This is a genomic window from Novosphingobium organovorum, from assembly GCF_022832435.1.
Classification (GTDB): Bacteria; Pseudomonadota; Alphaproteobacteria; order Sphingomonadales; family Sphingomonadaceae; genus Novosphingobium; species Novosphingobium organovorum.
In genome coordinates, this window is sequence record NZ_JALHLF010000248.1 from 1 (window position 1) to 369 (window position 369).

Here is a 369-nt window from a genome sequence, read left to right on the forward strand (position 1 = left end):
GAGGGCTGGTCGATCGATGCCGCCGCGCGCGTCGCGGGCTGGCAGGCGCTGTTCGCGCAAGGGGGCGCGGACGGGCCGGTGCTGTTGGTGACGAGCAATGGCGCGGCGCGCTTTGCCTTCCTCGCCGACCCGGCGCTGGGTGCGGCGATGGAGCGGCTGGGCACGCTCAAGCTGCCGACCGGCGGCTATGGCGTGATCGATCGCGATCGAACCGGTGCGTGGCGGGTGTCGGGCTGGGGGCTGCGGCCATGAGCGCTCCGGCGCTGCTGCGCGCGCCCCCGTTTCCGGGCGCCGACGCGCGGGTGACGCAGGAGGGGGCGGCTCTGGTCCCGACCTCGCTGTGGCCCGAGACCGGCGCGCTGTTCGCCG

Annotated in this window: 1 pseudogene; it reads left to right on the forward strand. The window is 75.9% G+C overall.

Going from position 1 to position 369, the window contains the following annotated elements:
* Window positions 1-252 (forward strand): annotated as a pseudogene (locus tag MTR62_RS21055) (histidine phosphatase family protein); the annotation flags it as partial.
* Between the last annotated feature and the right edge of the window lie 117 nt (window positions 253-369).